Consider the following 25,392-nt stretch of genomic DNA (forward strand, 5'->3'; position numbering starts at 1 on the left):
GTCGGCGGGAGTGAGACGGGAGAACCGGGTGGGCCGCGGCGAGCCGGTCAGGCCTCGGAGGGGGCGCGGGCGCGGTCGCGGATCAGCTCGCGGATCTCCTCGGGGTCGGTGACCTCGGCGAGCTCCTCGCAGGAGACGAGGGCGGTGCCGTCGACCGACTCGCGCTTCTCGTCCTCCTCCGTGAAGTACACCGAGCGGGTCCGGGCCACCTCGCCGATGGAGGACATGATCCGGGCGCGCTTCTCGGCCGCGGCGGTGAACGCCGAGTGGCCGGTGAGCACGCGCGTCGCCGGGCTGTCCTCGTCCTCCGAGACGGCCTTGAACGGGGCGCGAGCGGTCGGGTGGACGGTGAAGCCCGCGCTCGTGAGCACGTGGAGGACGTGCTCGTCGTCGGGGTCAGCCTCGGGCGCGGAGGGGGTCGGCTCCGAGTCGCGGACCTCGTCCGCGCCGTCGAGCACGTCCACCGGGCTGGAGAACGGCTGGTCGAACAGCTCCTCCAGCTGGATCGCCACCTCGATGGAGGCGTTCATCCCGTCCTCGTACTTCGAGACGGTGCGCCGGGAGACGCCCAGCTCGTTCGCGAGCCGGCCGAGCGACCAGCCGCGCTCCTCGCGCTCGTCGGCCAGCAGGTCGCCGTCGAGGCTGACGTACAGGCCGCCGGGGGCGGCGTAGATGAGCGGCGGCATCCCCTCGACGAACAGGTCGTAGGCGGTGTCGGGGTTGATCACCGGCACGCCGTGTCGGAAGTAGACGACGCCGGGCTTCAGCTCCTCGTCGCGGGTGCGGATCCCGATGACCATCGGCGTCCCTCTGAGGTACTCGCCGAGCCGGCGCATCTCCGCGCCGGTCTCCGCGTCGAGCGCGTCGACGTTGCCGAGGATCTTCAACAGGAGGAGGTCCTCGTCGCGGCGGGCCGCCACGTCGAAGCTCTTGGGCCGGACCGCACACCGGTCGCTGACGAGGAACCCTGCGTCCTCCAGCATCGCGGTGACGTTCCCGATGAGCGCAGTCCGGGACATAGCCGGAATAAGCGTCTCGCCGTATATATGCGTTGTGTCGTCGGGATAACGACGAAACTGCCGCCCGCCTGCGATTTCGGCCGTTCGCGGCGGGAAACGGTTAAATACTCGACCGGCCCCGAAACGCGGTCGGCGAACCGCGGGGTTCCCCTCGGCGGTCGGGGGAGGCCGGCCTCGAAAGGGGCTTGACGCGCCGCCGCGAACGCGGGCACATGCCGATCGTCGCCGTCGACGACACCGACTCCCGCGAGCGCGGGATGTGCACGACGTACGTGGCGACGCGGATCGCGGCGCGGCTCGCGGACGGCGGCGCCCGGATCCGGCGGCGCCTCCTCGTCCGCCTGAACCCGGCGGTGAAACACAAGACGCGCGGGAACGCCGCGGTCGCGCTCCACGTCTCCGGGGTCGACGCGGAGCGGGCCGCGGCGGTCGCGGTCGAGGCGGTCGAGGAGTTCGCCGCCGCGGCGGACCCGCGGACCTCCCCCGGCGTCGTCGTCGCCGACCGCGACGCCGACGGCGACCCCTTCGACCCGACCGGCGCGCCGATCCCCGAGGCGGTCGCCGCGTTCGCGCGGCGCGCGCTCCGCGAGCGGCTCTCCGTCGTGGAGGCGGTCGAGACCGCGGAGGAACACGGCTTCCGACACGCCGCGGTCGGCTCGGCCGGCGGGGCGGAGAGAGCGGACGAGGCCGTCGCGGGGCGGGGCCGGATCGGCGCGCTCGCGGCGGTGGGCGCGCCGGCCGCGTTCGACGACTGGACCTTCGAGCGCATCTCCTACCGCGAGCTGGACCGCTGCGGGACGCCGCGCGAGGTCGACGCCGACAGCGTCTTCGACGCCGCGGCGGAGGGCTACCCGACGGTCTGGGATACCGTCGACCGCGAGACCGGCGCGGCCGTCTGCGTCCCGAACGCCCCCGGCCCGATCCTCCACGGGATCCGCGGCGACGACCCGGCCGCGTGCCGCGAGGTCGCGGACGGGATCGAGGGCGAGCCGGTCGAGCGCGCGGCGACGTTCCTGACGAACCAGGGCACGGACGCGCACCTCGCGCCCGGCCGGATCGGCGACCTCCGCGACGGCGCCGGCTATCGGGTCGCCGGGAGGATCGCGAGCCAGCCGGAGACGAAACGGGGGGGACACGTCCACGTCGACGTGGCGGCCGACCGCGACGCGGTCGCCGACGACGGCGCGGCCGACGCCGGGGACGGGACCGACGCCGACCGTCTCCGCGCCGTCGCGTTCGCTCCCACGGGTCGGTTCCGCGACCGGGTGCGCGCGCTCCGGCCGGGCGACCGCGTCACCCTCTGCGGCGAACACGAGGTACGGGCGGACGCGGCGGGGCCCGAGAGCACCCTGAAACTGGAGAAGTTCGCCGTCCGCGACCTCGTCCGGACTGCGCCAGCGGTCCCGACCTGCCCCGACTGCGGGCGGTCGATGTCGTCGGCGGGGAGCGGACAGGGGTACCGGTGTCGCGACTGCGGGACGAGCGCGCCGGGGAAGGTCGCGGAACCGATCGAACGCGACCTCGAACCGGGGTGGTACGAGGTGCCGCCGAGCGCGCGCCGCCACGTCGCGAAGCCGCTCGTCCGCGGCGGGTTCGACGCGCCCGCGCACCCGGAGCGGTGAAATCGCGTCCGGCGACCTCGACCGCGTCGCCCGGAGCGATGAAGTGCCTCCGCCGCGAGCGACCGCTATGACCGGCATCGTCTTCCACGCGACGGAGCGGCGCGACGCGGTCGTCGAGTTCTACCGCGAGCGGCTGAACGCGACCGTGCGGCTCGAACAGCCCGACTGTACGATCTTAGAGTTCGACGGGTTCCTGTTCGGGTTCTGCGAGCGCGACGCGGCCGACGACTGCGGCATCCTCACCTTCGTCTACCCGGACCGCGACGGGGTCGACGCCGCGAGCGAGCGGCTCGGCGACGCGGTCGTGACGGAACCGCGAGAGAACGAGACGTACGACATCTACCAGTGTTTCGCCGAGGACCCCGAGGGCCGGACCGTCGAGTGTCAGGTCTTCCTCGACGAGGGCGTCGACATCGAGTAGGTGCCCGCGCCGCGCGTCGAGGGCCCGTCCTACTCGTCGCAGGCCCGCGCTATCCGTCGAGGTCGCGCTTCTCGCGCCACGCCGTCGCCCGCTCCTCGGCCGCGTCCCGGTCGTCGAACCGCTCGCGCTCGTAGGCCGACTCGTCGGTCGCCTGTTCCATCACGTCGAGGCGGACGACGAAGCCGCCGGCCGAGCGCTCGCGGAGCCTGACGGTCGCGTACCCGTCCGATCGCTCCCACTCGGTGACCGTGCCGTCGTCGCGCTCCAGCGACCAGCTCATACCCGGGCGGACGCGCCCCGCGGCTAAAGCGGTGCGGTTCCGCGGCGGCCGAGCGCGCACCGTCCGCCGGCCGGCGGTCCGGGTCGGGCACCCGGAGTCGATCGGGTCAGTCGCCCGCGCTCGGCGACCGACCGGCGCTCGGCGACCCCTCCGCGTTCGGCGACGCGGCGTACCCGCACACCGGGCAGAGGACGTAGCCGAGCGAGTCGTACGGCACCGACGTCGAGGGGGCGCTCACGTCGCACTCCGGGCAGTCGAAGGTCGCGGCGTTCTCGGTCGACATGCTATCACGTAACGACCGATCCGGCCTAGTTATGCGCCGCTTGCTGTCACCGCAAGGCCACCCTACTTATATACCGAGGCCGAATCCCGGCCCGTGACAGACGACGCACACGCGGACCGGTCGGGCGGAGAGCGACCGGCCGACGCGCACGAGCGACGGCGCGAGCTGGCGGCGCAGCGGCTGGACGAGGCCGGCGCGGCGGGGCTGGTCGCGTTCCCGAGCCGCAACCTCCAGTACCTCACCGGCTTCGCCGAGGAGCCGGGCGAGCGGCACTTCTTCCTCGTCGTGCCGGCGGCGAGCGCGGCCGACCCGGAGCCGGCGCTGCTCGTCCCGGCGCTGTACGAGACGCAGATCCGAGAGGCGACGACCGTCGGGGAGGTGCGGACGTGGAGCGACGGCGACGACCCGGTCGCGGCGACGCGCGAGCTGCTCGCCGACCGCGGACTCGACTCGGGGCGGCTCCTCGTCGACGACACGATGTGGGCGCGGTTCACGCAGGACCTCCGCGCGGCGGCGCCGGACGCCGAGTGGGGGCTCGCGAGCGAGGCGCTCGCCGACCTCCGGGTGCGGAAGGACGACGCCGAGCTGACGGCCCTCCGCGAGGCGGCCGGGGTCGCGGACGCGGTCGTCGGCGACCTCCGCGACCTGGGCGCCGACGCGGTCGGGATGACGGAGGCGGCGCTCGCGGAGTGGATCGCGGACCGGCTGACCGAGCGCGGCGGGCGCGGGGTCAGCTTCGAGACGGTCGTCGGGGCGGGCGAGAACGGCGCGAAGCCCCACCACGGCCACGGCGACCGCGAGATCCGGGCTGGCGAGCCGGTCGTCTTGGACTTCGGGACGCGCGTCGACGGGTACCCGTCGGACCAGACGCGGACGCTCGCCTTCGGCGGCGAGCCGAGCGAGGCGTACCGCGAGGTCCACGAAGTCGTGCGCGAGGCGCAGGCGGCCGGCGTCGAGGCGGTCGGGCCGGGCGTCCCCGCGTCGGCCGTCGACCGCGCCGCGCGCGAGGTCGTCGAGGCGGCCGGGTACGGCGACGCGTTCGTCCACCGGACCGGCCACGGCGTGGGCCTGGACGTCCACGAGGAGCCGTACCTCGTCGCCGGCAACGACCGCCCGCTGGAGCCGGGGATGGTCTGCTCCGTCGAGCCCGGAATCTACCTCGACGGGCGGTTCGGCTGTCGGATCGAGGACCTCGTGGTCGTCACCGAGGACGGCTGCGAGCGCCTGAACCGGACCGACCGCGGGTGGGCGTGACCGGCGGCGAGGCGAGCGGCGGGACCGGCGGCTCGTGGCCGTGGCCGTCGTCGGGGGGGCGACGCGCCGCTCAGCGTGGGTGTCGCGAAACGGAAGAGGCGGAGACCGGCGTGCCGATGTTCGACACGCGAATACGGGAGTCGTGTGCCGTGCCCCCAACCGGTAAATGCCGCCGGATGATATAACAGTATTACCGAATTATTCCGGGTGTATTCCCCCAGTCGGACCGGGGGACGTGGCTCGCCCCGCGGGCGACCGGACGGCATCGAAACCATTAGTGTCGCCCGAGCGGAACCGCGGGGCATGAGCGACACCGATGCGGACGAGGACGAGGAGGCGGAAGCGGCGCCGGCCGTCGAACTCGGCGACGGGCCGGACGTGGCCGGCGAGCCGGTCGCCCGCGTCGCGTCGCGGCTCACGTGGCCCGCGACGCGCAGCGACGTCCGCGAACAGGAGGGCGACGCCGAGATCCGGACGCCCGACGGCCCGCAGACGCTCGACGACGTGCTCGCGGACTCGGAGGTACCCCTCTTCGAGAGCCGGAGCGACTTCCTCCAAGCGGTCGAGGACGTCGTCGGCCGCGGCCCGGTCGCGACCGAGTAAGCGACGAGCGCGGCGACGCTATTTATAAATAACCGGCGAGACGGCGAGAGACATTTATAAATCGGCGGTCGGCGCGCCCCGGTGAGCGGCCCGAAGGGCCGCGAACCGCCGGTGCGAGGGAGTCAGTCGCCGGAGCGAAGCGACGGCGACTGACGAGGCTGGGGAGGCGTGAGGTGCGGTCGCTGTGCGTTGCCGCGAGCGCAGCGAGCGGGAGCACGGAAGTCGCAGCCCGCGCAGCGAACGGAGTGAGCGAGCAGGAACGTCTTCCGGAGGGGCGGGACGCAAAGGGGCAGTTGCGAGGACAGCGCAGGCGACGTAAGCACCGCAGGAGCGAGTGAAACGAGCGACGAGGAGCGCAACGAGCGTGCGCTGTCCTCGCGACTGGGGCTTTGGCGGTGTTGGCCGCCGATCCGTTGACGACTATTTATACGTGCGCTACGGCACCGCCGAAACGCTATCCGTTTACACCGCCGCTGTCCGATCCGTCCCGATCCAGCCACGCGGTCGCGAGCGACTCGAACGGCGCCGAGTAGCTCATCAGCGTCGTCCCGAGCACCGCCATCACGAGGACGTAGGCGACCGCGAACGCGTTGATCGTCGCCGCGAGCGCCGGGTCGAACGAGCCGGCCTCCGCGCCGGAGACCGCGACGGTCGCGATGATGAGCGAGAACTCGCCGCGGGTGGTCATCCCGAGGCCGACGCGCGTCGAGCGCCGGGCGTCGAGGTCGAACGCGCGCCCCGCGAAGTAGCCGGTGACGGCCTTCGTCGGCGTGGTCACGACGACCGCGAGGGCGACGAGCGCCGCCACGTCGGCGAACAGCGCGGGGTCGGTGACGAGCCCGATCCAGAAGAAGAACACCGCGGCGAACACGTCGCGGACCGGCTCCAGGATCGTCTCGATGTCGTGGACCCGTCCGGTCGCGGAGAACGCCATCCCGACGAAGAACGCCGCGACTGCCTCGCTGACGCCGAGCGCGAGCGCCGCGCCGGCGACGAACACGACCGCGGCGACGGCCCGGAGCGCGACGAACTCCATGTTGTCCGTCGCCACCAGCCGGTCGAACGCCGGCGTGCCGAAGCGGACGGCGGCGAGTAACACGAGGATGAACCCGACCGCGATCCCGACGTCCGCGGCGGCCGCGGCGACGTCGCCGCCGCCGAGCACGAGGGCGGACGCGACCGCGAGGTACACCGCGATGAACAGGTCCTCGTAGACGAGGGTGCCGAGCAGCGGCTCCGCCTCGTCGTTGGCGATCCAGCCGAGGTCGATGAGCGACTTCGTGATCACCGCCGACGAGGAGATGTAGACGATCCCCGCGATCAGGAACGCCGGGAGGAACGCCCCGAAGACGAGCCACCCGAGGACGAGCCCGACCCCGAAGTTCGCGAGGTCGATCGTCCCGGCCGTCCCGATCGGGCCCCGCCGGGCGAGCAGCCGGTCGAGGTTGAACTCCAGCCCGAGGAAGAACAGCAGGAAGACGATCCCTAGCTCCGCGCCGAGGGAGATGAACTCCGTCTCGGGCACGTAGGCGGTCCCGACGACCGGGAGCGAGAGCCGTCCGAGGACGTACTGCCCGAGGAGCGTCCCGACGAGGATGTACGCGGGGATCACGGACTGGCCGAGGCGGCTCGCGACCGCGCCGGCGGCCGCGACCGCGACGAACATGACGCCGACGTCGAGCAGCGCCACTACCGCCCACCCCGAGCGCCGACGGTCGCGGTCACCGGACCGCCCGGAGCGGCCGCGGCGCCGAGGGGCGACGCGCCGAGTCCGCCGGTCATTCGGTGAGTATCTCCTCGAACGCCTCGCAGTTCTCCGGCGTGCCGACCCCGATCAGCGTGTCGCCCTCGCGGAGGGTGGTGCCGGCGCCCGGGCTGTCGAGCACCTCGTCGTCGCGCTGGATGGCGACGACCGCGAGCCCGGTGCGGTTGCCGATGTCGGCGCTCTCCAGCGTCTCCCCGACGAGCGGCGAGCCCGGGGGCAGCTCGTACCACTCCAAGAGGATGCCGCCCGGCAGCGTCGTCTCTTGGGTATCGGGCTCGACGGGCTGGAAGTACGCCCCCTCGATGATCGAGCCGATCGTCCGCGCGAGGTCGTCGGAGAACTCGAACGCCTTCTCGGAGTCGGCGTCCGGGTCGGACCGGCGAAACACCTCGCGTTTGCCCGTGTTGTGGATGACGACGACCATCTCCTCGCCGCCGCCCAGCTCGATCTCGAACTTCTTCCCGACCCCGGGGAGGTCGGACTCGGTGATCGTCATACGGAGCACAGAGAGCCCACCGTAATATGTCTGTACGTCGCCGGGCGAGGGGGACGAGTCAGGTCGACGCGTCGCCCGCTGCGGGCCGTCCGAGTCCCGGCGGGCGCCCGCGTCGGACGCGCGTCGGTCGTCGCACCAAACGCTAAGTGGGCCGGGTCCGAGGGAACGGGTATGTGGGGCTCCCGCGGGAGTCGGGACCGGCGGACGGTCGTGTGTATCGCGTGCGGCGAATCGGTGCTGCGGGAGGACGCGCGCGAGTACGACAAGGAAGGCGACCGCTGGAGCCGGCGCGACAAGGAGTTCGAGTACCTCTGTGCCGACTGCGACGACGAGATCTGCCACCAGCCGCGCGACGGGCTCGAGTCGCTGCTCCGGTCGATCGAGGCTGACGGGCTCAGCGACGAGGAGTTCCTCGAACGCTACGTCGACGCGGTGGCGGACGACGGCGCCCGGAGCGACGAGGGCGACGCGGGCGCCCGGTCGGACCGCGGCCGCTCCGACCGCACGCGCTCGGACCGCGACCGCTCGGACCGCGACCGATAGTTCTACCAAGCGCGGGTCGGTACCGCGGGGATAGGTATGTGTGCCCTCCACGCAGCGACCGCGACGCCGGTTCCGGCCGTCGTCGACTCCCTCGGCTCAGTTCCGACCGCGATCAGCGCCCTCGACCCGGTCCCGACCGCGATCGGCGCCGGCGCGCTGGTCCTCGGCATCGTCCTCCTCGCGCGCGGCGCGAGCGGCGCCCGCGACGCGGTCCGGGTCCTCCGAACGACGCCGGCCGACCCGGCCGGACTCGACGGCGCGGAGCGGGGGATACGGGTCACCGGCCGCGCCGCCGCGGTCGACGACGAGACGCTCCCGGCGCCGTTCGGCGGCGACCCGTGCCTCTGCGTCGAGTACGACGTATCCGAGCTCCGCAGCCAAGGGAAGGGGCAGTCGTGGGTCGCGATCGACGAGGGGGAGGCCGGCGTCCCGTTCCGGGTCGACGCCGGCGGGACCGGCGTCCGCGTCGACCCCGCGGCGGCGACGTTCTCGCTCGACGTGGACGAGAAGGTCAAGCTCGACGCCGGCGAGGAGCCGCCCGAGCGCGTCCGGGGGTTCATCGACGCGTTCGACGATGTCGACGACACGGAGACCGGGTACGAGGTCGGCCCGCTCACGATCGGCGACGACCCGCGGCGACGGTACGTCCAGCGGGCGCTCCGCCCGGGCGACGAGGTGACGGTCGTCGGCGACGCCGCGGCGTTCCCGGACGCGCCGGTCGGCGAGGTGAAGTCGCGGGTCGCGGACGGCGCGCCGTTCGTCGTCTCGGACGCGACCGCGCGCCGGACCGCGCTCCGACTGGTCGGGGCGTCGGCGGTCCCGGTCGTCCTCGGCGCGGTCGCGCTCGCCGTCGCCGCGCTGGCGCTGTCGCCGGCTGTCGCCGCGCTCGTCTGACCGCGCGCTCCGACGGACCGGGTGCGCCCGACCGAGAGACGACGCCCGCGTCACGCCGCCCGACAGGCCTTTCTAACGCACCCGCGTTGGTGGAGGTATGTCAGACGACGAGCCGAAGCCGGGGTCCGCCGAGGACCAGGGCCCCGTGACGATCACGCCAGCGCTCGCGGACCGACTCGCGGAGAAGCGCGAGGAGCTGTTCGAGGAGTTCGGGATCCGCGACGAGTTCCCGAGCGAGGTCCTCCGCGAGGCCGAGGCCCGGACCGAGGGCGTCTACGAGGAGATCGAGGCCGAGATCGACGAGCGCGAGGACCTCCGCGACCTCACCACGTGGACGACCGACCCGGTCGACGCGCAGGACTTCGACGACGCCATCTCCATCGAGCGCGAGGACGGGGCCTACCGGCTGTGGGTCCACATCGCCGACGTGACCCACTACGTCACGCCTGACACCGCGATGTGGGAGGAGGCCGTCGAGCGGGCGAACACCGTCTACCTGCCCGACTACACGATCCACATGCTTCCGCCGGTGCTGGCGGAGACCGTCTGCTCGCTCGTCCCGAACGAGGACCGGCTCGCCCACACCGTGGAGATGGAGATCGACGAGGAGACCCTCTCGTTCGAGGACATCGACATCTACAAGTCCGTCATCAACTCCGACGAGCGGCTCACCTACAAGGAGTGCGAGAACCGGCTCGACGACCCCGACCTCCCCCTGAGCGAGGAGAACCAGCTCGCCTTCGAGCTCGCGGACCGGATGCACGAGCAGCGCAAGGAGGACGGCTCGCTCGTCCTCAACCCCCGGCGCGACCGCGCGCACACCATCATCGAGGAGTCGATGCTGAAGGCGAACAAGGCGGTGACGCACACGCTGATGTGGGACCGCGGCGTCGAGGCGATGTACCGCGTCCACCCGCAGCCGACCCCGGACCAGTGGAACGAGGCGCTGAAGGAGATCCAGGAGCTCGACGGCGTCTCGATCCCCGGGAACGCGTGGGGCGACGACCCGCGGAAGGCGGTCAACGCCGCCCTCGAAGAGTCCCCGGAGCGCCAGCTCAACAAGATCCAGCGCGCCGTGCTGAAGGTGATGCCCCGGGCGAAGTATATGAACGACCCGTTCGGCGGTCACCACGCGCTCAACTTCGACATCTACGGCCACTTCACCTCGCCCATCCGCCGGCTCTCCGACACGATCAACCACTGGATCGTCCACGAGAACGACGTGCCCGAGACGCTCGTCGAGCTGTGCGACCACGCCAGCGACAAGCAGAAGGACGGCGAGACCGCCGAGCGGCTCTACAAGCAGTTCCTCCAGGAGCAGGGGCTCGACCCCTACGCGGTCAACAACCGCGGCGTCGAGGTCGTCGAGGACCCCGACGAGGCGAAACACACCGCCTGAGCGGCGAGGGATATACGCCCGTGCGGCCGCAAGTCATGGTATGGACGCCCACGACCACGGCGACGCGGACCGACACGCGAAGGACCCGCTCGAACCGACCGGCGACCCCGAGCGCGACGCGGAGCGCGCGGCGACGGTCGGCGGGTTCACCGGGGCCGTCCTCGGGGCCCGCGGCGGCCCGATCGGCGCCGGCATCGGCGCCTTCCTCGGCGGCTCGACCGGCTACGCGGTCGGCTACGCGCTGAGCGAACTGGAGTCGGCCGACCGCGACGAGTTCGGTGACGACGACGCGGGCGATCACGAGGCGACGGAGTCCGGACCGGACGCAGTCGACGACGGACCCGTGACGATCGACGTGGAGTCGGAGGGCGAAGCCGACGGCGACCCCGGCGCGCACGCTCACGAAGGCGACGAGGACGAGGAAGACGACGACCACGAGGAAGAAGTCGCCGACCACGAGGCCGACGACGAACACACCGATTGACCTCCGCGGCGCGCGGCTGCCGCGGAGCGAACCTTGATTGCCGGCGGCGACGACCCGCCGCCATGGTAACCCAGCGCATCGTCGACCACTGCCTGTCGGTCGACGCCGAGCGGCCGGACCTCCCGGCGCACCTCCTCGACTGGTTCGCGGTCGCGGTCGGCGGCGCGACGCACGCCGACTCCACCCCGGCGATCCTCGACGGCGTCCGGAAGATCGCGGGCCCGACGCCGGACCCCGAGAGCGACGCCGCCGCGACGGTCCTCCCGAGCGGCGAGCGGCTGACCCCCGCGGACGCGGCGCTCGCGAACGGCGCGCTCGCGCACAGCCTCGACTTCGACGACACCCACCTCGCCTCCTCGCTCCACCCGGGCGCGCCGGTGATCGCGGCCGCGCTCGCGGCGGCCGAGGGCGAGGGCCCGGAGACGCCCGCGGACCGGTTCCGCGCGGGCGTCGCGGCCGGCTACGACGTGGCCTGTACCGTCGGCGAGGCGGTCGGGCCGGACGCCCACTACGACCGCGGCTTCCACGTCACCGCGACCTGCGGGACGTTCGGGGCCGTCGCGGCGGCGGGCGTGGTCCGCGGCCTCGACGCCGACGAACTGCGGGACGCGTTCGGGATCGCGGGGAGCCAGGCGGCCGGATCGCTCCAGTTCCTCGCGAACGGGGCGTGGAACAAGCGGCTCCACCCCGGGCTCGCGGCGCGCCGCGGCATCGAGGCGACCGACCTCGCGGCCGCCGGGGTCGTCGGTGCGGCCGACCCGCTCGACGGCGAGCACGGCTTCTTTTCCGGCTACTCCGACGAGCCGAACCCCGCCGCCGTCGACCGGATCGGCGAGCGCGACGCGGTCGCGGAGACGGGCCGCAAGCCGTACCCGTGCTGCCGCTACCTCCACGCCGCGGTCGACGGGCTCCGAGAGATCGCCCCCGATGTCGACCCCGACGCGGTCGAGGGGATCGAGATCGCGATCCCGAGCGCGGGCGTCCGGCTCACGGGCGAGCCGATCGCGGCGAAGCGGCGCCCCGAGGGGTTCGTCGACTGCCAGTTCTCCGCGCCGTTCGCCGCCGCCGTGACGCTGACCGAGGAGACCGCCGACGCAGAGGCGTTCCTGCGCGCGGTCGGGCGCCTCGACGGGCCGCCGCGGTGGGACGACCCCGAGATCCGCCGGCTGATGGACGCGACGAGCGTGGGAACGGATCCGGCGATCGAGGCGCGGTTCCCGGAGGAGTGGGGCGCGCGGGTGACCGTGACCGCCGGCGGCGAGACGCGCGAGGCGTCGGTGCGCGTCCCGCTGGGCGAGCCGGAGAAGCCGATGTCGGCCGCGGAGACGGAGGCGAAGGCGGCGGGCCTGCTCGCGGGCAGCGGCGTCGACGTAGACCGGCTGGCGGCCGTCGTCGAGTCGCTCTCCGGGCGGTCCGTCGCGGACCTCGTCGACGCGGCGACGGCGGAGTGAGAGGGAGTCTCAGTCGTCGTCGGACGGCTTCCCGACGATGACCGGGCGGTCCGCGTTGAGGATGACGGACTGGCTGACGCTGCCGAACAGCGCCTTCCCGACCGGGGAGCGCTCGCGCATCCCGAGCACGATCGAGTCGACGTCGCGGTCGGCCGCGACCGCGAGGATCGCGTCCGCGGCGTCGCCGACGTGGAGCTCCCGGTCGTGGGAGATTCCGAGCTCGTCGAGCCGCGCCTCGACGGCCTCCAGCGAGTCGGGGATCCCGCGGAGGTCCTCGATCGACTCGTTGATCTCGTCGATGACCGACGAGCCCGCCTCGTCGGCGGGCGCGTCGACGGACTCGTACACGTGTAACAGCGTGACCTCGATCTCCGCGGCGTCGGCCGGGAGCGATTCGAGGATGTCGACCTGCGAGAGCGCGCGGTCCGTCTCGATGTCGACGGGCAACAGGACGTGGTACATACGGCGGGATTGAACGCCGCCCTTCTTAAACACCCCCGCCGGATCCGAGGGCCCGCGAACGCCGCGCCTCGGCGAGTCAGTCGGGGATGAGGCGACGGCACACCGGATCAGTCCGGGCGCGTCGCGAACCGCGCGACCGCGGTCGCCGCCAGCGCGCCGAGCGCCGCGATGACCGCCAGGACGACGAACAGCTCGCGGGGCCCGGCGCGGGTGAGGACCGTCCCGGCCAGCGTGGAGCCGAGCGCGCCGATCCCGAAGATCCCGACGTACGTGTAGCCGAACGAGAGGCCGCGCGCCTCGCTCGGCGAGTAGGCCGCCACCGTCGCCTGCGAGAGCGGCTGGACCGTGAACAGCGCGACGCCTAAGGCGAGCGACACCGCGACGAAGGTGGCGACCGCGCCGGTCGCCGGGACGAAGAGCAGCGCGAGCGCCGACAGGACGGCCATCAGCGCGATGAGGCCCCGCTCCGGCGGGACGCGGTCGGCGATCCGGCCGCCGAGGTACTGGCCGAGCACCCCGACCGTGAGCACCGCCACGTAGAGGTACCGGCCCACGTCGAACTGGTCGGCGTAGGGGCTCTCGGGGTCGACGATCTGGAGGTCGACGAGGCCGCCCAGCACGTCGCCGAGCAGGTCCGGGAGGAACGTGAGGAACGTGCGGTAGTAGAGCCCGCTGAACGTGACGAACGCGAACACGATCAGGAACCCGCCGGCGACGAGGGCCCGCGTGTCCGTCGCGAGCGACGACAGCGAGACCTCGCCTTTGGTCCCGCCGGCCGAGTCGCTCGACTCGCCGTTCGGATCTTTCCCGTCCGGATCAACCCCGTCCGGATCCTCCACGTCCCCGGACTGAAGCGCCGCGTCCACGTCGACGGTGACCCCGTACGCCGCGACGGCGAGCGCGGGCAGCGCGAGCGCCGCCGTGACCAGCCGCCAGTCGAACGCCAACAGCAACAGCGCGGTCGCCAGGGGGCCGAGGGCGATGCCGAGGTTGCCGCCGATCCCGTGGTAGCCGAGCGCGGTCCCGCGCCGCTCGACCGCCTTCGAGAGCAGCGACAGCCCCGCGGGGTGGTAGACGCTGGCGGTGAGCCCCCAGATCGCGATGGCCGCGGTGAGGACTGGGAGCGTCGGCGCGACGCTCACGAGCAGGAACGACCCGGCCATCCCGACGAGACAGGCGAGGATGAGCGGCTTCGAGCCGAAGCGGTCGACCAGGATGCCGCCCGGCAGCGCGCCGACGCCGAACAGCCCGTAGCCGAGCGTGACGACGACGCCGAGCGCGGCGGCGGTCGTCGAGAACCGCTCGACCCACACCGTCAGCAGGATCGGGATCGACAGCTCGTAGGTGTGGACGAGCCCGTGCGACCCCGCGGTGAATCCGACGATCCGGCGCTCGGCGGCGTCCATGTCGGCCGACGGTTCGGCGGGTCGGCTGATAACGTCGGGGGTAGCCGCCGCGGTTGCCGAGAGTCGGGCGCGCGTCGGCCGGGGGACGGCGACGGGGTCGCTACTCCGCCATCGCCGTCTCGCCGACCGGCGGGTCGGCGCGGATGACGGCGACGACGAGGACGGCGGCGACGACGCAGATCCCGGCGAGCAGCGTCCAGCTCGCGCGGTACGTGGCGGTGTCCGCGAGGTAGCCGAACGCGGGCGGGGCGAACAGCGCCCCGGAGGTCAAGGCGACCTGACAGCCGGCGGTCGCGCTCCCCATCTGGTCGGCCGGGACGAGCGTCGCCATCACGGAGTAGTAGACGCCCGTGAACCCGAGGACGAAGAAGCCGAGCGCGGCGAACGCGACCGCGGCGGTCGCCTCCGTCGAGGTCCGGGCGACGACGAGGAACAGCCCCGCGCTCGCGAGCGTCTGGACGAGCAGGATGCCGCCGATCCGGACCTGCGGGTCGCCGGGGAGGCGGTCGGAGAGCCACCCCCCGAGGAGGCGCCCGCCGCTGCCGAACAGCTGGACGACCGCCAGCACGGTGCCGGCGAACGCGACCGACGCGCCGACGGACTCCTCGACGTAGAGGACGGTGTACCCCGTGGTCGTGAAAAGCGCCGCGCCGAGGAACAGCCCGGCGACGACGAGCAGGACGTACGGCCGGTTGCCCGCCAGGCCGCGGAGGTCCGGCCGGCTCGCCGTCCCGCCGCCCGCGCCGCGGTAGAGGACCCCGAAGACGAGCGCGACGAGGAAGCCGAACCCCGCGGCGATCAGGAAGCCGGCCTGCCAGAAGAGGTACCCCGCGAGCCCGGTGACGAGCAGCGCGCTGATCCCGCTCCCGCCGGTGACGCCGACCTGCTTGATCCCCATCGCGGTGTTCTGCCGGCCGGGCTGGACGCTGTCGTATATCGCCTTGTTCGTCCCCGGCATCGCGACGCTGTAGACGGAGCCGAGCAGGAAGACGGCGACGAGGAGGAGGGCGTAGGAGGGCGCGCCGGCGACGAGGACCATCCCCGCGGCGAGGCCGACGAGGCCGAGCGAGAGGGTCTTCCGCTCGCCGACGCGGTCGGTTATCGCCCCCACCGGCAGCAGGAACAGCGCGTACCCGAGCGTCAGCGTCGTGACGACGAGGCCGACCTGAAGCCGGGAGAGCCCGAACTCGTCGCGGAAGAACGTCGTCGCGGCGAAGACGGTGTAGTAACAGACGCTCGCGGACACCTGCCACAGCGTCACCAGGGAGACGGTGCGCCAGTAGGAGCGGTCCATTCACCGCCCGCCACCACGTCCCGGTTCATAAGCGGTGCCGTCGCGGCAACCCGACGGTGCGACGACCCCGCGGAGCGACCGCCTCGGGCGCCTCAGAGCGCCCGTTCGGCGGCGCGAACTGCCCGGTCACGAATCCTTATGAGCCGCGGCCGGGAAGTGCTCCCATGACGCAGGACTGGCGGGACTCGGTCGAACTCACCGAGCAGCAGTCGCTCGTGCGGCGCAGCGTCCGGGACCTCTGCGCCGAGTTCGGCAACGAGTACTGGCGCGAGCGCGACCGGACGGCGACGTACCCCACGGAGTTCGTCGACGCGCTCGCCGCGGACGGCTGGCTCGGCATGCTCGTGCCCGAGGAGTACGGCGGCGTCGGCATGTCGACGAGCGAGGCCGTGGTGATGATGGAGGAGATCGCCGCGAGCGGCGGCGGCTTCGCCGGCCCGCAGTCGATCCACGGCGGGATCTACAACTCCGTCCCGATCGTGAAGTACGCCGACGAGGGGCTGAAAGCGGACCTCCTGCCGCGCGTCGCCGACGGCGAGGCGCGCATCCAGGCGTTCGGGCTCACCGAGCCGAACGCCGGCTCCGACTCGACGGCGATGGAGACCAGAGCCGAGCGGGACGGCGACGAGTACGTGGTCAACGGCGAGAAGGTGTGGATCTCGCGGGTCGAGGACAGCGACTACCTCCTCCTGATGGCGCGGACGACGCCCAGAGACGAGGTGGACAAGCGCACCCGCGGCATCTCGATGATCCTCGTCGACCTCGAGGAGGCCTACGGGAACGGGCTGGAGATCGAGCGGATCCCGAAGACCGCGAGCCGCGCGGTCCACTCCTACCAGCTGTACTTCGACGACCTGCGCGTCCCCGCGCGGAACCTGATCGGCGAGGAGGGCGAGGGGTTCTACCAGGTCCTCGACGGGCTCAACGAGGAGCGGCTGGTGATCGCCGCCGAGTGCCTCGGGCTCGGCGAGGTCGCCCTGGAGCGCGGCATCGAGTACGCGAACGAGCGCGAGGTGTTCGGCGGCCCCATCGGCGCCAACCAGGCGATCCAACACCCGCTCGCGGAGGCGTACGCCGACCTGCTCGCGGCCAAGAAGGTGATCTACAGCGCGGCCGACCGCCTCGACGACCTCGAACGCACCGCGGCGGGCGCGGAGGCGAACGTCGCGAAGTACCTCGCCGCCGAGGCCGCGTTCGAGGCGGCCGACGCCGCGGTCCAGACCCACGGCGGCTTCGGGGTCGCCCGCGAGTACGACGTGGAGCGCTACTTCCGCGAGGCCCGCCTGACGCGGCTCGTCCCCGTCACCCAGCAGCTCGCCCTGAACTACCTCGGCGAGCGCGTGCTGGGGCTGCCGCGGTCGTACTGAGCGACCGCTCGCGGCGCGGAGACGACGGTGAAAAAGAGAGCGGAGAGGGCGGAAGGAAAGCAGGACGACGGACGGCCGCGGAAGCGGGTCGCCGACCGGGTTACCGCTTCCGGCCTGAGATCATGCCCGCCGCGCCGCGCAGGGTCCCCAGCGGATTCGGGCGGCCGATGACCGTCTGGAGCCCGTACAGCGCGAGGACGGCCGCCAGGGCGCCGAACTGGACCATCTGCATCGGGTGGACCATCGCCAACACGCCGGCGACGAAGAAGGCGATCCGCAGCCCGTACGTCTGCCCGCGGCCGAACACGAACTGGTAGTTGATCCCGTGGATGATCGCGAGCGAGCCGAGCATCGCGAGCACGCCGGCGGACAGCGAGGCGTAGTTGAAGCTCCCGGAGACGAGCTCGGGGTGGTAAGCGAAGGCGAACGGGAGGACGAAAAGCGGCGCGGAGATGCGCAGCGCCTCCTTACAGCTCCCCCAGAAGCCGCCGCCGGAGATGCCGCAGGTGACCGCGACGCAGGTGGCGATGGGCGGCGTCAGCCCCGCCAGGATGGCGGCGTAGAACACGAAGAAGTGGCCCGCGAACTCGGGCACCGCGAACTGGTTGATCAGCGTCGGCGCGACGAGCAGCGCCACGACCGTGTACGCGGCGGTCGTCGGCATGCCGAGGCCGAGGATGATACAGATGATCATCGCCAGCATGAACGCGACGATGGCGATGCCGCCCGACAGGTCGAGCAGCGTGAGCGAGATGGCGGTCGGGACGCCCGTCGCCATCAGGATGTCGACGACGCCGTTGATCGCCGCGAGGATGATCGTCACCGGCGCGACGACGATGACCCCCTCGCGGAAGCCGTCGATCGTCTGTTCGAGCGTCTCGACGAACGCCTCGCGGTTGCTCTCGCCGTCGAGGGCCGCCTGGATCTGCGGGACGCCGATCCCGAAGGCGATCATCGACAGCGCGGTGTACAGCGCCGCGGTCATCACCGTGTACTGGAGCACGCCCAGCACGTAGATCAGGATGACCAGCGGCACGCCGTACTTCACGGACTCCAAGACCACCGTCCGGCGGTCCATCCGATCGCCGATGAGGCCGTCCATCTCGGGGTCGTCGATCTGCGGGGCCGCCACGTAGTGGACGGCCATCGCGATGGAGACCACGAGGACCGCGGCGGGGATCAGCCCCGCGATGATGACGTCGACGTAGGTGACGCCGGTGATGAGCGACGCCATGATGAACGCTCCCGCGCCCATCACGGGCGGGAGCACCTGTCCGGCCGTCGAGGCGACCGCCTCGATGCCGCCGGCGGTCTCCGGTTTGATCCCGTTCTCCTTCATCAGCGGGATGGTGAACGAGCCGGTCATCCCGGCGTTGGCGGTCTGGCTCCCGTTGACGGAGCCGATGACCGCGCTCGCGATGACGGCCGTCTGCGCGATCCCTGAGTCGACGTACTTCGCCGAGCGGACCGCCAGCCGCAGGATGAGGTCGAACGCGCCGTACGCCTTCAGCAGGCCCGCGTACAGCAGGAACAACGCGATCCACGCGGCCACCAACCGGGTGAGGAAGCCGAAGAAGCCGTCGACGCTCACCACGAGGATCCGGAGGATCCGCGAGGGGCTCAGGCCGCCGTGGCTCAGGGCGCCGGGCATCTGCGGGCCCGCCAGCCCGTAGCCGATGCCGATCAGCACGACGGCGAGGAAGGTGATCCCGAACGAGCGCCACGTGAGGTAGATCATCGCGAGCGTGAACGCGAACGCCAGCATGATCTGCGCCTCCGTCGCGCGCCCGACCGTGTCGATCGCGACCTGCTGGTAGTTCAGGAAGAGGTAGCCGCTCGTTCCCAGGGTTATCAGCCCGGAGACGACGAGCAGCGCCGTCTCGATCCAGTTGCCCTCGATCAGCGGCTCGTCGAGCTCCGAGAGGACGTACAGCCCGAGGATGCCGCCGAGGAACGCGACCGCGTACTGCCCGCGGGGCATCTGCTGGGTGTACGAGTACCACATGACGATCATCCAGAACGGGATCGAGTAGCAGATGAGCGCCATGCGGAGCCGCTCTTCGATGCCGGAGCCGAGCCAGAGGATCGCCGCGGCCACGACCGCGACGCCGCCGACGCCGGCGATGCCGACCATCGTCGTCGACCCGTCAATCTCGGTGCCCAGCAGCGCGGGCGCGACGACGGTGGGGCCGAAGACGACGGCCACCCAGAGCGGCAGCGAGAGGAGGTACAGCCAGAGCTGTCTCCTGCCGCGGTCGCCGTCCGCGAGGTCGAGCGACTCCTCGTCGGCGAGCAGGCTGTCCTCCGCTACGTCGGGGTCAGTCGGCGGATCGGTCGGGTCGGGTGGTGTGTCGGGGTTGGTGGCCATCCGTCAAAGGGTGAAAGGGGTGGTCAGGGTGGTTGTGCGCGCGTCGTCGGGGCTACTCGTCGCCGCGGCTCCAAGAGTCCTCCCAGACGTCGTTGTCCTCGAAGAAGTTCGCCACGCCGGCGTGGATGTCGATCTCCGGGATCACGGTCTGGGTCATCGCTTCGGGCGAGTACTCCAGCGTCGTCGGGTCGGACTCGCGGAGCGTCTCCTCGTGCTCGATGGCGAGCCGGCAGATCTCCTCGGTCGCGCGGGCCGGGATGTCGGGGCTGAACGCCCACTGGCCGGCGAGCGACCAGGTCGTCATCGTGTCGGTGTAGGCGGTGACGTCCTGCTCGTACCCGTACGGCTCGACCTCCTCGAGGATCGCGCCGGGGTGTTCCTCGATGACCGAGCGGAACTCGTCGTCGACCTCCAGCAGGTTCAGGCCGCCGCCGGAGCGGACGTCGACGTTCTGACACCAGCCGGAGAGGGCGACGCCGTTCGCGCCGTACAGACAGAGCGCGTCGACGCGACCCTCCTCGACGGCGCCGGGAATGTCGCCCGTGTCGAGGTTGAGGATCTCGTTCGGCTCCCACATGCCGGCCTCCTTGAGGATCTCCTCGGTGAGCAGTCGCGTCCCGAAGCCGGGCTGGATCGGGTAGATCGTGTAACCGCCCTCGCGGAGGTCGGCGACGGACTCAACGCTGTCGTTGAGGCCGACCCAGTGGATCTGCAGCGAGGTGAACAGGAAGCCCTGGTTCGGCAGGGTGTCGACGGGGTCCTCCGCGAACGGCCCCTCCTCGTTGAGCGCCTTCGCCAGCGAGTTGTTGTCGACGCCCATCGCCGGGATGTCGCCGTTGTCGTAGGCGTACAGGTTCGCCGTCCAGCCCTGCGTCTCCTGAACGGAGATGTTCAGGAAGTCGCTGTGCTGGGAGGCGGCGCGGGCGAGCGCCTGGCCGGCCGCCTGCGTCGAGCTGCCGGTGGACGTGCCGCCGATGGTGACCGTCACGTCGCCGCCGCCGTCGCCGCCGTCACCGCCGTCGCCGCCGCCGGAACAGCCGGCGAGTCCGACGGCGCCCATCGCGGCCGCGCCCTTCACAACGTCACGTCGAGTCGTCTTGTCACTATCTACCATGTAGATCCGCCAACATCGTGGACCGCTAAAAGGGTATCGTCGCGCCCGAGAATTGACGGAAAGCGAGGGGATCGGCCGGAAATCGAAACTACGGTCCGAGTAACAGTCCGGGTTTTTTCACTGCTTACGCGTTGGAAAAACAGATCTCGCGGGGTTACGAGTCAGTCGACCCCCACGAGAACGCCGATGGAAGGTGATGCGGCGTGTTTCCCCCGTCCTCGGCCGCTCGCGCGCGGTACGCCTCCAGGTCCTCGCGGAAGGAGGGGTCGGCCACCGCGATCAGTTCCTCGGCGCGCTCGCGGGGCGACAGGCCGCGGAGGTCGGCGACGCCGTGCTCGGTGACGACCACGCTCGCGTCGTGCTCGGTGTGGTCGACGTGCGGCGTCAGCGGGACGACCCGCGAGACGTCGCCGCCGACCGCCGTGGAGGGGAGCGCGACGACGCCGAGCCGGCAGTTGCGGGCGAAGTCGCCGCCGCCGCCGATGCCGTTGACGACGCGGGTGCCGCCGATGTGGGTGGCGTTCACGTTGCCGTACAGGTCGACCTCGACGGCGCTGTTGACGCCGACGACGCCGAACCGGTCGATGAGTTCGGGCGCGTTCGACACGTCCGCCGGGCGCAACACCACGTCCTCGGCGTAGCGCTCGACGTCCGCGAACAGCCGGTCTTGCCCCTCGCTCGACAGCGCCAGCGACGTGGCGCTCGCGCCGCGGAGGTCGCCCGCGTCGAGCATGTCGAGGAGGCCGTCCTGGACGACCTCGCCCACGTACGCCACGTCGCGGTCGCCGAAGTCCACGTCCGCGAGCGCGCCCATCAGCGCGTTCCCGAGGCTGCCGACGCCGAACTGGAGGTTCACGGCGTCGGCGAGCAGGGGGTTGCGGTCGAGTTCGGCCTCCAGGAACCCGCCGAGGTTCGCCGCGATGGCCTCGTCGGTGGCGGAGACCTCGCGGAACTCGTAGGGGTCGTCCGGGCGGTCCGTCTCCACGACCGCGGCGAGCTTCTCGGGGGCGAACCCGACCGCCGGGCCGCCGGTCTCGCCGAGGGGGTCGTCGAGCGGGATCGGCGCCCGGTTCGGCGGGTCGTCGCGGACGTGGACGTCGTGGACGCGAGCCAGGTCGATCGGCTGCGCGCGGTTCACCTCGACGATCAGGCGGTCGGCAGCGTCCGCGTACGCGGGCGTGTGGCCGATGGAAGTGGAGGGGACGAGCCAGTCGGGCCCGACCGCGACCGCCTCGACGACCGCTACCGTCTCGCCGCGCATCCCCGCGCGGAGGCCGCCGAACCGCACCTCGTCGGCGAGCCGCGAGATGTGGCGGTCGTGGAAGGCGAGCCGGCCCTCGTTGGCCGCCTCGCGGGCGGTCTCGTTCGGGACGAACGGGTAGCGCCGGGCCATGTCGCCGGACTCGACGAGGTCGCGGTCGATCTCGTCGCCGACGCCGCCGCCGGAGACCACCGTCAGCTCGCGCTCGCCGTCGGCCGCCGCCAGCGCCTCGGGGACCAGCTTCGGGTAGCCGACGCCGCCGAAGCCGGAGACGAGCAGCGTCGCGGTCTCGGGGACGAGCGCGGCCGCCTCCTCGGGGGCGGCGAACGGCAGGTCGCCGCCGAGCCGCGTCGCCGGGACCGGGTCGTCGAGGGTCGGCGCCGCGGGGCCGGAGGGCGCGGGCGTCACTCCAAGTCCTCCGGCTGGGTGCCGATCCCCTCGGGCCACCCCGTCGGCTGCGCCGCGCTCGGCTGCGCGTGCGACCGCTTGAGCACCATCGGCGTGCGCTCCAAGGAGAGCACCAGCTCGTCGTCCTGGTTGTACGTCCGCAGCTCCGTGGTGACGATGCCGACGTGGTCGCGCGAGGAGGACTCGCGCTTCGCTATCACCTCGGACTCGGCGAACAGCGTGTCGCCGTGGAAGACGGGCGCGTGGTGGCGGATCTTATCGTACCCGAGGTTCGCGGTCGCGTTCGCCGACACGTCGATGACACTCATCCCGACCGCCAGCGCGATGACGAAGGTGCCGTCGACGAGGCGCTCGCCGAACTCCGTCTCGGCGGCGTACGCCTCGTTGAAGTGCATCGGGTTGAGGTTCATCGAGAGGTTGGTGAACCAGACGTTGTCGGTCTCGGTCACCGTCCGCCCGTAGGGGTGTTTGTACACGTCACCCACCGCGAAGTCCTCGTAGTAGCGCCCCTCCCAGCCGCCGACGAGCCGGCGATCCGTCTCCTCGCCGTCGTGTGCGTCGCTGTCGCGTGCCATACCGCTCCCGACAACGAACGACTAAAAGAGGATTGCGCTCGCGGCCCCGTCCGCCGGATCGGTCACGCCGTCGGAACCGGCCGCACCGGCGTTACAGCGACGACGTGTACAGCAGCAGGCCGACGGAGATGACGGTGACGAGCAGGATCCACCCGACCATGATGATCCCCATCTGCCGGTGCGTGAGGTTCGTGCCCTCGAGTATCTCGGAGACGCCCATACGCCGATGGATTCGCCGAGAGTATTTAATCGCTTCCAACGGACGAAGCGGACTCGCGGGCCTAACGAGCGAAGGAAGCGAGCGCAGGAGTGGACTCGCGACGTTGCTCGCGGCGCAAAAACGTGGACTCGCGGGGGTCCCGCGAGCGAACGCAGTGAGCGAGTGGGACCACGCGAGGGAACGACTGAACGACTGAAAGGAGTGAAGGAGTGGACTCGCGGGGATTTGAACCCCGGGCCTCTTCCTTGCGAAGGAAGCGATCTGCCACTGATCTACGAGCCCTCAAGACGAAGCAATCGCCGTTCGTATTTGTACCTTACCTTTCGCCGACCGGTACGCGAGAGGCTCCCACTCGTCGACCGAACCGATTCGGCCGGTGTCCCCGACACCCGCGAACCCGGCCGGCACCGACGGGATTAGGTACCGCGAGCGCGAATTCGCTGATACAACGCGGATTCTCGCCGCCGGTTGTCGATTAACGTTTTTGAGACGCATTCCACATTCGTTACCCTTTTGCCCGCGGACGACCGAGCGTTCGGTATGTCAGACGCGACGGCGACCGACGCGGCGGCCGACGTGGACCCGGCCGCGCTCGCGGCCCTCAAACACGTCGGGCTGGTCGGCGGCCTCTCCGAGACGAAGGTGTCGTGCGCGGCGCTGGGCGACCGGCTCGACGCCTCCACGCAGACCGCCTCCCGGCGCCTCCAGACGCTCGAATCCGCGGGCTACGTCGAGCGCGACGTGGTCAGCGACGGGCAGTGGGTCCGCGTGACGGACGCGGGCGAGGCCGCGCTCCGCGCGGAGTACGCCGACTACCGCCGGCTGTTCGAGTCGGACGTCGAGCTCTCGCTCCGCGGCGCGGTCACCGGCGGGATGGGCGAGGGGCGCCACTACATCACGCTGCCGGGCTACGCCGAGCAGTTCCGCGAGCGGCTCGGCTACGACCCGTTCCCGGGGACGCTCAACGTGAACCTCACCGAGGAGAGCGTCCGCCGGCGCGGCGAGATGGCGGGTATCGACGCCGTCCCGATCGAGGCGTGGGAGGGCGAGGACCGCACCTACGGCGCGGCCACCTGCTACGGCGTCACCCTCGTCGCGGACGGCGAGCGCTACGAGGCGGTCCACGCCATCGTCCCCGACCGGACCCACCACGACGACGACCAGCTCGAACTGATCGCGCCGGACCGGCTGCGCGACGCGCTCGACCTCGAAGACGGCGACAGCGTGGAGGTCCGCGTCGAGCCCGCGAGCCGCGCCGACGAGCAGGGGTCGAGTGCGGTCGAGACGGAGGTCGCCTGATGCGCGCCGACGTCGACGCCGACCCGGACGCGGCGGGGGCCGACGCCGGCGAGGCCGCCGAGGGGACGGACCCGGTCGAGCGCGCGCTCGACGCCTTCCGCGCCGGCGACCCGGTCTGCGTCCACGACTTCGCGGACCGAGAGGGGGAGACGGACATCGTCTACCCCGCGGGCGCGGTCGACGAGGCCGCGGTCGCGCACATGCGCAACGACGCCGGCGGCCTGATCTGCGTGGCCGTGAGCGACGCGGTCGGCGACGCGTTCGACCTGCCGTTCCTCGCGGACGCGCTCGACCACCCCGCGGTCGACGACGACCCCGACTACGACGACCGCTCCTCGTTCTCGCTCCCCGTGAACCACCGCGAGACGTTCACCGGGATCACGGACGCCGACCGCGCGAAGACCATCGTCGAGGTGGCGAACGCGGCCGCGCGGGTCCGCGACGACCCGACCGGCTACGGGCCCGAGGAGTTCGCCGCCGAGTTCCGCGCGCCCGGCCACGTCCACGTCCTGCGCGGCGACCGCGACGGCCTCGACGGCCGGACCGGTCACACCGAACTCGGCCTCGCGATGGCCGAGGCCGTCGGCGCCGCGCCCGCCGCCGTGGTCTGCGAGATGCTCGACGACGAGACGGGCGACGCGCTCGCGCCGGCGGACGCCGCCGCCTACGCGGCCCGCCGCGACATCCCCTACGTCGAGGGCGCGGCGCTCGTCGAGGCGCTGAAGTAACTCCTTCTCACGCTTCGCGGTGGCGCGTGCCTGCGAGCGGCCGCCACCGGCGGCCGCGAGTCAGCACGCGCGAGGGAGTCGCTGGCGCCGGCGGCGCCAGCGACGAGGCTGGGGAGGCGTGAGGTGCTGTGCTGGGTGGGACTCGAAGGGGCAGTCGTGAGGACGGCGCAGGCGTTCACGAGAGCAAAGCTCTCGTGAGCCAATCAGAACGCTCCGCGTTCTGATGACGACGCAAGCACCGCAAGGAGTGAGCGTAGCGAACGACTGAGGAGCGCAGCGAGCGTGCGCCGTCCTCGCGGCTGGGGCTTCGGAGGTGTCGATCCTCGCCGTTTTCGGGAGTACACTTTGATAAACAAACAGGCTCCGTTGACCCGCT

At 71.8% G+C, this 25,392-nt stretch carries 25 protein-coding genes and 1 tRNA gene; 12 read left to right on the forward strand and 14 right to left on the reverse strand.

What is annotated here, in order from left to right:
• Positions 1-47 precede the first annotated feature (47 nt).
• On the reverse strand, positions 48-1,019 hold the full coding sequence (locus HPS36_RS05485; RefSeq protein ID WP_137717831.1) for a transcriptional regulator: 972 nt from the start codon (positions 1,017-1,019) through the stop codon (positions 48-50).
• Positions 1,020-1,231: 212 nt separating this feature from the next.
• Between HPS36_RS05485 and HPS36_RS05490 the strand changes: the two genes are divergently transcribed.
• Complete coding sequence (locus tag HPS36_RS05490) at positions 1,232-2,641, forward strand: tRNA(Ile)(2)-agmatinylcytidine synthase (protein WP_173228980.1); 1,410 nt, start codon at positions 1,232-1,234, stop codon at positions 2,639-2,641.
• A 67-nt stretch (positions 2,642-2,708) separates the two neighbouring features.
• Entirely contained in the window at positions 2,709-3,062 is a 354-nt protein-coding gene (locus HPS36_RS05495; protein ID WP_173228982.1) for a VOC family protein, read from the forward strand.
• Positions 3,063-3,111: 49 nt separating this feature from the next.
• On the opposite strand, the gene HPS36_RS05500 is transcribed toward HPS36_RS05495, so the two are convergent.
• Together HPS36_RS05500 and HPS36_RS05505 are read right to left on the reverse strand one after the other, a co-directional pair.
• On the reverse strand, positions 3,112-3,342 hold the full coding sequence (locus HPS36_RS05500) for a DUF7543 family protein (RefSeq protein ID WP_173228984.1): 231 nt from the start codon (positions 3,340-3,342) through the stop codon (positions 3,112-3,114).
• A 106-nt stretch (positions 3,343-3,448) separates the two neighbouring features.
• Entirely contained in the window at positions 3,449-3,625 is a 177-nt protein-coding gene (locus HPS36_RS05505) for a hypothetical protein (RefSeq protein ID WP_173228986.1), read from the reverse strand.
• Between the two features lie 93 nt (positions 3,626-3,718).
• On the opposite strand from HPS36_RS05505, the gene HPS36_RS05510 reads away from it, so the two are divergent.
• Together HPS36_RS05510 and HPS36_RS05515 are read left to right on the forward strand one after the other, a co-directional pair.
• Positions 3,719-4,879, forward strand: a complete 1,161-nt coding sequence (locus HPS36_RS05510) for a M24 family metallopeptidase (RefSeq protein ID WP_173228988.1) — start codon at positions 3,719-3,721, stop codon at positions 4,877-4,879.
• Between the two features lie 303 nt (positions 4,880-5,182).
• Positions 5,183-5,482, forward strand: coding sequence for a DUF5789 family protein (locus HPS36_RS05515; protein ID WP_053772440.1), 300 nt, complete (start codon positions 5,183-5,185; stop codon positions 5,480-5,482).
• 454 nt (positions 5,483-5,936) lie between these two features.
• Here the strand turns inward: HPS36_RS05515 and HPS36_RS05520 are convergent, their stop codons facing one another.
• Together HPS36_RS05520 and HPS36_RS05525 are read right to left on the reverse strand one after the other, a co-directional pair.
• On the reverse strand, positions 5,937-7,172 hold the full coding sequence (locus HPS36_RS05520) for a cation:proton antiporter (RefSeq protein WP_173228989.1): 1,236 nt from the start codon (positions 7,170-7,172) through the stop codon (positions 5,937-5,939).
• Between the two features lie 88 nt (positions 7,173-7,260).
• Positions 7,261-7,743 carry a cation:proton antiporter regulatory subunit gene (locus HPS36_RS05525; protein WP_137717838.1) on the reverse strand — a complete coding sequence of 161 codons (483 nt, stop codon included), beginning with the start codon at positions 7,741-7,743 and terminating at the stop codon, positions 7,261-7,263.
• A 171-nt stretch (positions 7,744-7,914) separates the two neighbouring features.
• Between HPS36_RS05525 and HPS36_RS05530 the strand changes: the two genes are divergently transcribed.
• The 5 genes from HPS36_RS05530 to HPS36_RS05550 all read left to right on the forward strand — a co-directional run bounded on the left by HPS36_RS05530 (position 7,915) and on the right by HPS36_RS05550 (position 12,514).
• On the forward strand, positions 7,915-8,286 hold the full coding sequence (locus HPS36_RS05530) for a DUF7562 family protein (RefSeq protein WP_173228991.1): 372 nt from the start codon (positions 7,915-7,917) through the stop codon (positions 8,284-8,286).
• A 36-nt stretch (positions 8,287-8,322) separates the two neighbouring features.
• Positions 8,323-9,180, forward strand: coding sequence for a hypothetical protein (locus tag HPS36_RS05535; RefSeq protein WP_173228993.1), 858 nt, complete (start codon positions 8,323-8,325; stop codon positions 9,178-9,180).
• Positions 9,181-9,277: 97 nt separating this feature from the next.
• A complete protein-coding gene (locus HPS36_RS05540) occupies positions 9,278-10,579 on the forward strand; it encodes an RNB domain-containing ribonuclease (protein WP_173228995.1) in 1,302 nt (433 codons plus the stop codon).
• Between the two features lie 40 nt (positions 10,580-10,619).
• Positions 10,620-11,063 (forward strand): hypothetical protein, encoded by a 444-nt coding sequence (locus HPS36_RS05545; protein ID WP_173228997.1) that lies wholly within the window; start codon positions 10,620-10,622, stop codon positions 11,061-11,063.
• A 62-nt stretch (positions 11,064-11,125) separates the two neighbouring features.
• Positions 11,126-12,514, forward strand: coding sequence for an MmgE/PrpD family protein (locus HPS36_RS05550; protein ID WP_173228999.1), 1,389 nt, complete (start codon positions 11,126-11,128; stop codon positions 12,512-12,514).
• Between the two features lie 9 nt (positions 12,515-12,523).
• On the opposite strand, the gene HPS36_RS05555 is transcribed toward HPS36_RS05550, so the two are convergent.
• The 3 genes from HPS36_RS05555 to HPS36_RS05565 all read right to left on the reverse strand — a co-directional run bounded on the left by HPS36_RS05555 (position 12,524) and on the right by HPS36_RS05565 (position 15,676).
• Positions 12,524-12,976 (reverse strand): universal stress protein, encoded by a 453-nt coding sequence (locus HPS36_RS05555; protein WP_121600315.1) that lies wholly within the window; start codon positions 12,974-12,976, stop codon positions 12,524-12,526.
• A 107-nt stretch (positions 12,977-13,083) separates the two neighbouring features.
• Positions 13,084-14,382: an MFS transporter gene (locus HPS36_RS05560; protein ID WP_173229000.1), complete on the reverse strand. Its 1,299-nt coding sequence runs from the start codon at positions 14,380-14,382 to the stop codon at positions 13,084-13,086.
• A gap of 100 nt (positions 14,383-14,482) precedes the next feature.
• Positions 14,483-15,676: an MFS transporter gene (locus HPS36_RS05565; RefSeq protein WP_137717845.1), complete on the reverse strand. Its 1,194-nt coding sequence runs from the start codon at positions 15,674-15,676 to the stop codon at positions 14,483-14,485.
• A gap of 164 nt (positions 15,677-15,840) precedes the next feature.
• Here HPS36_RS05565 and HPS36_RS05570 point away from each other — a divergent pair, with 164 nt between their 5' ends.
• A complete protein-coding gene (locus HPS36_RS05570; protein WP_173229002.1) occupies positions 15,841-17,043 on the forward strand; it encodes an acyl-CoA dehydrogenase family protein in 1,203 nt (400 codons plus the stop codon).
• Between the two features lie 100 nt (positions 17,044-17,143).
• Here HPS36_RS05570 and HPS36_RS05575 read toward each other — a convergent pair whose 3' ends face one another.
• The 6 genes from HPS36_RS05575 to HPS36_RS05595 form a co-directional block, all read right to left on the reverse strand.
• A complete protein-coding gene (locus tag HPS36_RS05575; RefSeq protein WP_173229004.1) occupies positions 17,144-19,411 on the reverse strand; it encodes a TRAP transporter permease in 2,268 nt (755 codons plus the stop codon).
• A gap of 52 nt (positions 19,412-19,463) precedes the next feature.
• On the reverse strand, positions 19,464-20,489 hold the full coding sequence (locus HPS36_RS05580) for a TAXI family TRAP transporter solute-binding subunit (RefSeq protein WP_137717853.1): 1,026 nt from the start codon (positions 20,487-20,489) through the stop codon (positions 19,464-19,466).
• Between the two features lie 190 nt (positions 20,490-20,679).
• Positions 20,680-22,194, reverse strand: coding sequence for an acetyl-CoA hydrolase/transferase C-terminal domain-containing protein (locus HPS36_RS05585; protein ID WP_173229006.1), 1,515 nt, complete (start codon positions 22,192-22,194; stop codon positions 20,680-20,682).
• Positions 22,191-22,769, reverse strand: a complete 579-nt coding sequence (locus HPS36_RS05590; protein WP_137717849.1) for a MaoC family dehydratase — start codon at positions 22,767-22,769, stop codon at positions 22,191-22,193. The genes HPS36_RS05585 and HPS36_RS05590 overlap by 4 nt, the downstream gene beginning before the upstream one ends.
• Positions 22,770-22,860: 91 nt before the next feature.
• Entirely contained in the window at positions 22,861-22,989 is a 129-nt protein-coding gene (locus HPS36_RS16975; RefSeq protein ID WP_255510283.1) for a hypothetical protein, read from the reverse strand.
• Positions 22,990-23,199: 210 nt separating this feature from the next.
• Positions 23,200-23,271 (reverse strand) — tRNA-Ala (locus tag HPS36_RS05595).
• Between the two features lie 258 nt (positions 23,272-23,529).
• On the opposite strand from HPS36_RS05595, the gene HPS36_RS05600 reads away from it, so the two are divergent.
• Both HPS36_RS05600 and ribB read left to right on the forward strand, forming a co-directional pair.
• Positions 23,530-24,288, forward strand: coding sequence for a DUF120 domain-containing protein (locus tag HPS36_RS05600; protein ID WP_173229008.1), 759 nt, complete (start codon positions 23,530-23,532; stop codon positions 24,286-24,288).
• Positions 24,288-25,016 (forward strand): 3,4-dihydroxy-2-butanone-4-phosphate synthase, encoded by a 729-nt coding sequence (gene ribB, locus HPS36_RS05605; protein ID WP_173229010.1) that lies wholly within the window; start codon positions 24,288-24,290, stop codon positions 25,014-25,016. The genes HPS36_RS05600 and ribB overlap by 1 nt, the downstream gene beginning before the upstream one ends.
• Positions 25,017-25,392 lie beyond the last annotated feature (376 nt).

The sequence above is a fragment of the Halorubrum salinarum genome, assembly GCF_013267195.1.
Classification (GTDB): domain Archaea; phylum Halobacteriota; class Halobacteria; order Halobacteriales; family Haloferacaceae; genus Halorubrum; species Halorubrum salinarum.